Below are 4,777 nucleotides of genomic sequence, written 5' to 3'. Positions count from 1 at the left end.
CAGGGAGAGTGGATGGATCGGCGTGAGTTTGTAACAGGTGCAGGACTGGCTCTGGCAGCCGGTATGGCCCGCGGTGAGACCAGCATGGTACGCAGTGACACAGGAGCAGTCTCACCCAGTACGGGGGTCCGGCAGGAGTGGACCGCGATGGTGGAAAAGACCGCCGGTCCCGTACTCACCGCCCTGAGCCAGCGCCGCCTGAAACAGGTGATGCCGGTCGAGTGCAAGCCGGGCCAGGAGGAGTCGCGCCGCCTTTGCACCTACCTTGAGGCCCTGGGACGCACGCTCTGCGGCATCGGTCCATGGCTCGAGACCGGCGTTTCAGGCAAGTACGCCGAGCTGGCACGGGAAGCCATTGCAGCCGGCGTCGACCCCGCCTCCCCTGACTACATACCCTTCGGCTCCATCGCGCAGACGCTGGTGGATGCCGCCTTCCTCGGCCTGGGCATTCTGCGCGCTCCGAAAGAGCTGAACCAGAAGCTCCCCGAGAAGACGAAGCAACTGCTGATCAAGGGACTGCAACAGACCCGCACGCAGAAGGCAGGTATGAGCAACTGGCTGCTCTTCGCTGCGACCGTCGAAGCCGCGATTGAGGCCCTGGGCGGCACATGGGAGAAGGCTCCGGTAGAGCTGGCGCTCGCAAAACACAAGGAGTGGTACCTCGGCGACGGCGTCTATGGCGACGGCCCCCACTTCCACGCCGACTACTATGACAGCTTCGTCATTCATCCCTTCATGCTGGCCGTTCTGGAAAGCCCGGTCGGCAAAGTCGGTGTCGGGCCAGAGCTCGCCGAGGTCGAACCGAAACGCGCCACGCGCTACGCCGCCATCCAGGAACGGATGATCGCCCGTGACGGCACCTGGCCAGTCGTTGGCAGGTCCATCGCGTATCGTTGCGGAGCCTTCCATCTTCTTGCCGACATCGCGCTGCGGCAACAGCTCCCGGAGCACGTAGCGCCGGCCCAGGTCCGCGGAGCGCTCACGGCCGCCATGCAGGCCTCTCTGGGTGCTCGCGGTACCTACGACCCCAACGGCTGGCTCACCATCGGTCTGGCTGGGCATCAGCCCTCACTGGGAGAGCCCTATATCTCCACCGGCAGCCTGTATCTGTGCCTGGAGGCCTTTCTGCCGCTCGGCTTGCCCGCAGATGCACCGTTCTGGAAGGATGCCCCTGTGGATTGGACGGCACGCAAAGTATGGGCCGGGCAGGATCTGCCGAATGATCATGCGGTGGATATCTAGGGGACGATGGATTGTCTCCAGAGAGCGTTTACAGATCGAGACAGGAAGGAAAGGCCAAGAGCCTCACGACTGTAAACCCCGGCGGTGCAGCGCATTCCGTTTCGCACCTATGGTGCGAATGTCTTGTTAAGGGCACGGCTTTCAGCCGTGCCGATACAACGCCCAGAGGACGAGCGGCTTCAGCCGCTGAGGTCAGGTTTTGCTCTTTCGGAATGCAGAGGAGAAATATACATAGCCCTCAGCGGCTGAAGCCGCTTTGCTGCCTGGGCCGGTATGGGACGGCTTTTAGCCGTCCCCTTAACAAGACATTCGCTCCTCCGGAGCGAAATGGTTGCGCTGTGCGCAACGGTTTACGCCCTCTACCGCACAATCGGCTTCGATACAGCCTCTTCCGCGGCCGCAGGCAGCGGCTTATCCGCCTTTGAGAGCAGCAACGAGACCTGCCAGAGCTGGGTATCGTTCAACAACTTCTGATAGGAGGGCATCCCCGTCAGGCGGATACCGTTCTTCACCCGCCAGTAGGTCATGCCCGGCTCGTCATCGCTGACACCCACCACGCCGTTCTTGTGTTTCTCCCAGAGCTGGGGTGTGCGCGGATACATCGACGCGCCAAACGCTGAAGAATGCCCCTTCAGACCGTGGCACGAGGCGCACTGCTCGCGATAGATAGTTGCTCCGGCAACCAGGTTCTCATCGCTTGCAGGAATTGCAGGCTGCTTGGGCATCTCCGCTTCAATGCGCGCATTCAGGGGCATCCGCACAACCTGCTTTTCAAACGGAAACGCATCATCGGCAACGGCGACCGGAGGACGTCCGAAGGCGAAGTACACGTAGGCGATTGCAGGCAGCACGAGAATGCCGGCTACGATTCCGAGAACGAAAACGATGGCGGAGCGCATATAGGAAGCTAGCTTGCGAAAGAAAGCTTAACTGATCCTGAACTCGTAAATCGAACCGACGCCTCCGCTCCTGGCGTTGTGGGCGTATTTCCGGTCCACGACCCCGTCGTGATCCACTGCCCGGCACGGACGCCGCCGGTGCGCTTCGCTCCTTCATTGACCACCCACGAGAGCAGACGCATCAGGTCCGTACCGCCAGGGTTCGATCCCGTACGCTCTACGCGGATCACTCCATCCACCACCAGTTCCACCGACTCCTGTGCCCAATCAACACTCTGCCATTTCTCGATCGCCGGACCGTGTACAAAGGCGCCGTGGAACTGCATGTCCGCGGAGACGGCGAGACGGGGCTGCTTCCCAGGCTCGGTATACGCCGACTCCAGCACCTCGATGATGACGTGCGCGGACGAGATCGCCGCGGCAATCTCTTCGCTCGTGTAACGCTCCGCTCGTGCCGGAAGATCCTTGGCAAAGTGGAAGGCGATCTCGCCCTCTAGGATCCGCAGGCGATGCATGGGATTGATCAGGGTCGATCCGGATGTCGCCATCCAGATAAGCGGCATGGGAGCAAAGAAAGGCTCGGCGTCCGGGGAAGCCGCGCCTACCTTGTAGCCACCGACATCTCCGTAGGCCGCCATCATCTCGTCCTGCACAAAGTACGCCTCCTCCATGGAGGACGGAACAAGATGCTCCGGCAGCGCATCGATCGTCTTGCCGGTACGGCGTGCATCCAGCAGCAGGTCGGCCAGTGAACGAAGGTGCGACTCGCGCTCTGCGGTGAGGGTGTTCTGCGACATAGCGTCTCTTTCTCCTGAACTACTGCTTCGCGCTCCTGAACTACTGTTTTGCGGGAGGCTTCAGACCCAGTTCCCGCATCACCATCTGCAGGTCTTTCCAGGCTTCGCCCTTCATCCGGGGATCGCGCAGCAGAAAGGCTGGGTGATAGGTCACTGCCACCTTGGCTCCGCGCGCGCTGTGCCATGTGCCACGCAGCCCCGCTAGGGCCTGCTTCCGGCCCAGCAGATACGTCGCCGCCGTGGAGCCAAGAGCCACAATCACCTTCGGCTTTACAATATCGATCTGTTTGATCAGGAACTGCGAACAGGTGGTAGCTTCCACGTACTCCGGCGTGCGGTTTGCCGGCGGACGGCACTTCACGATATTGGCGATATAGACCTGCTCCCGCTTTATGCCCATCGCGGTGATCATGTTGTTGAGCAACTGTCCGGCCTTGCCCACAAAGGGCAGTCCCTGCGCATCCTCATCAGCGCCGGGACCTTCCCCGACGAACATGAGCGTAGCGTTCGGGTCGCCGTCGGCGAAGACGATCTTGCGGCGTCCACCATAGGCAAGCGGGCAGCGGGTGCAGTCGCCGATCTCATCCTGGATCAGCTTCATCGCGGCCGGGCGATCGGCGGCGGGAACCGTCGTCGTCGGCAAAGGAACCAGTTCATCAAAGGAATACAGCTTGGGAATGGGAGGCTCTCTCAGCTCCGGCGGCAGCATCTGCGCCGGTTGTGGCTCGCGGTCATCGATCTCCGGCGCAGTCACAGCCGTCACCGGGACCGGTGTTGGTACGGGAGCGGGAGGCACGGGCTGTTCGATAACCGCAGGGGTTTGTTGCGTCTGCGGCGCCGGCTCGCTCCAGCGATAGAACTCATGTACGCCAAGGTCGCGGAAGTACGCGACATAGGCCCGCAGCCGCGCGGCGGCCTCAGGCGTGTAACTCATACAACGATCTTAGAGCGTTTTCCCTGTTGCTGGGTATCCCGTGAGAGGCGTGCGCTCTAAAGCACAGACTCGATGTCGGGCTTCAACTCGGTTTTGGGAACGACAAACTTTACCTGCCCGGAGAGAATCTCGTCCTGGGCAACACGGCATGCCTTCATCGATTTGGACGCGATCAGAGGGGCTGCCCCCGACTGCAGTTGACGCGCACGCCGCGCCGCGCCCTTGACCAGGCTGTACTTGTTGACGAGCTTTGGATCCATTGCTTGCCTCCGTATGCAAGCAATGTAACCGCTCGCATCGGCGTCGCCAAGCATGAATTTACGTTGTGGATATTCGAGGTCGAATTCGGGAATGAAAGTACGAGATGCGAACTATTCCCTGACAAAACTGCGCAGAGCGTTCGTCAGCCGCTCCGACATCGTTGAGGTGCGGCACGACTGTGCCAGTTCACGCAGATAACGTCCTTCTTCCCCACGCTCGGTCATGACGACCGCCTTCAGCTCTGTCACAGCCTGGTCCAGCACGTCATTCACCACGGCGTACTTGTACTTCTCCATGAATTGCAATTCGTTCCGCGCCTCGGTGAGTCGCCGCTGAATCACCGTCTCGTCGCTCATGTTCTCGGCCAGCGACCGGTTGCGCAACCGCATCTCCAGCACCTGGGGACTTGGCGGCAGAATGAAGATGGAGACCGCGTCCGGCATCTTCTGCATCACCTGCATCGCTCCCTGCACGTCGATATCGAGCAGCAGGTCGTGATTGTGCTGCCGAGCCTGAGCCAGCGCCGAACGCGCCGTTCCGTAGTAGTTGCCGAAGACCTCGGCCCACTCCAGAAACTCATCGCGGGCGATCATCGCCTCAAAGTTCTCGCGCGTCGTGAAGTGATACGCCTCGCCATCCACCTC

At 61.2% G+C, this 4,777-nt stretch carries 6 protein-coding genes; 1 reads left to right on the top strand and 5 read right to left on the bottom strand.

Annotated elements, in window-relative coordinates; all coding sequences use genetic code 11:
* Window positions 1-1,242, top strand: a 1,242-nt coding sequence (locus AB4043_RS14870; protein ID WP_442307393.1) for a DUF2264 domain-containing protein, incomplete at its 5' end; no start/stop codon positions are given.
* 359 nt (window positions 1,243-1,601) lie between these two features.
* Here AB4043_RS14870 and AB4043_RS14865 read toward each other — a convergent pair.
* From AB4043_RS14865 to gmk, 5 genes are all read right to left on the bottom strand, one after another.
* Entirely contained in the window at window positions 1,602-2,141 is a 540-nt protein-coding gene (locus tag AB4043_RS14865) for a c-type cytochrome (protein ID WP_442300210.1), read from the bottom strand.
* 8 nt (window positions 2,142-2,149) lie between these two features.
* On the bottom strand, window positions 2,150-2,938 hold the full coding sequence (locus AB4043_RS14860) for a 2-keto-4-pentenoate hydratase (protein ID WP_442300211.1): 789 nt from the start codon (window positions 2,936-2,938) through the stop codon (window positions 2,150-2,152).
* 40 nt (window positions 2,939-2,978) lie between these two features.
* Entirely contained in the window at window positions 2,979-3,872 is an 894-nt protein-coding gene (locus tag AB4043_RS14855; RefSeq protein WP_442300212.1) for a uracil-DNA glycosylase, read from the bottom strand.
* Window positions 3,873-3,928: 56 nt separating this feature from the next.
* Window positions 3,929-4,132: a DNA-directed RNA polymerase subunit omega gene (rpoZ, locus tag AB4043_RS14850; RefSeq protein ID WP_147649296.1), complete on the bottom strand. Its 204-nt coding sequence runs from the start codon at window positions 4,130-4,132 to the stop codon at window positions 3,929-3,931.
* Between the two features lie 111 nt (window positions 4,133-4,243).
* On the bottom strand, window positions 4,244-4,777 hold a 534-nt coding region (gene gmk / locus AB4043_RS14845; protein WP_442307392.1), incomplete at its 5' end, for a guanylate kinase.

The sequence above is a fragment of the Terriglobus sp. YAF25 genome, assembly GCF_052113305.1.
In the GTDB taxonomy this organism is placed as follows: domain Bacteria; phylum Acidobacteriota; class Terriglobia; order Terriglobales; family Acidobacteriaceae; genus Terriglobus.
The sequence above is the reverse complement of the archived record's forward strand: the minus strand, read 5'-3'. Positions and strand labels throughout refer to the sequence as shown.